Source organism: Pseudomonas sp. WS 5078, from assembly GCF_012985745.1.
GTDB lineage: Bacteria > Pseudomonadota > Gammaproteobacteria > Pseudomonadales > Pseudomonadaceae > Aquipseudomonas > Aquipseudomonas lundensis_A.
In genome coordinates this window covers 1-708 of record NZ_JAAQWX010000040.1, presented here as the reverse complement: position 1 = coordinate 708, position 708 = coordinate 1, and the positions used below count along the sequence as shown (strand labels likewise).

General features: G+C 63.3%; 1 pseudogene. It reads left to right on the top strand.

The features are described from left to right. Window positions 1-708: pseudogene (locus HBN68_RS21950) on the top strand (RHS repeat protein); the annotation flags it as partial.

The following is a 708-nucleotide window of genomic DNA, read 5'->3' as shown; positions in this document are numbered from 1 at the left end:
CTCGCGCCTGAGCGCATACGACCAAGGCGCCCTGGGTGCGCGCTGGATCACCGAGTTCACCACCCGCTTTGACCTGCACGGCAAGGGCCTGGTGTTCCACGATGCGGACGGCCGTGACCACAGCTACGCGCTCCAACCCGTGGGTCAGGCGCACTACGACGCCATCGAAAACCTGACGCTGGTGCGCGTCACGGAAAACACCCTATTGCTGTGCCGTGGCTTTGAGCGCAGGGAAAGTTACGTGCGCCACGGCGACCGCTTCCTGCTCGCGCAAATCGAACTGCGCAACGGCGCAGGCGTCATGCTGCACCACGAATACCGCCATGCCGACCAACCGGTGCTGTCCGACCTGATCACCTACCAAGGCGATCTCAACAACGTCCATTTACATCTGGGCACCATGATCGATGACCACGGCCACCTCACAGGCCTGTGGGAAATACGCGACAGCGCGCCGGTGCGCCAACTGGCGGCCTATTACTACGATGCCCACGGCGACCTGATCAATGCCCAGGACGAAAACGGCGCCGCTTGGAGCTACCAATACCAGCACCACCTGATCACCCGCTACACCGACCGCACGCAGCGCGGCATGAACTTGCAATGGCAAGGCACCGGCCCCGACGCCAAGGCCGTGCGCGAATGGGCCGACGACGGCAGCTTCGACACGCGCCTGGAATGGGACGAAAACATCCGCCTGACCTACGT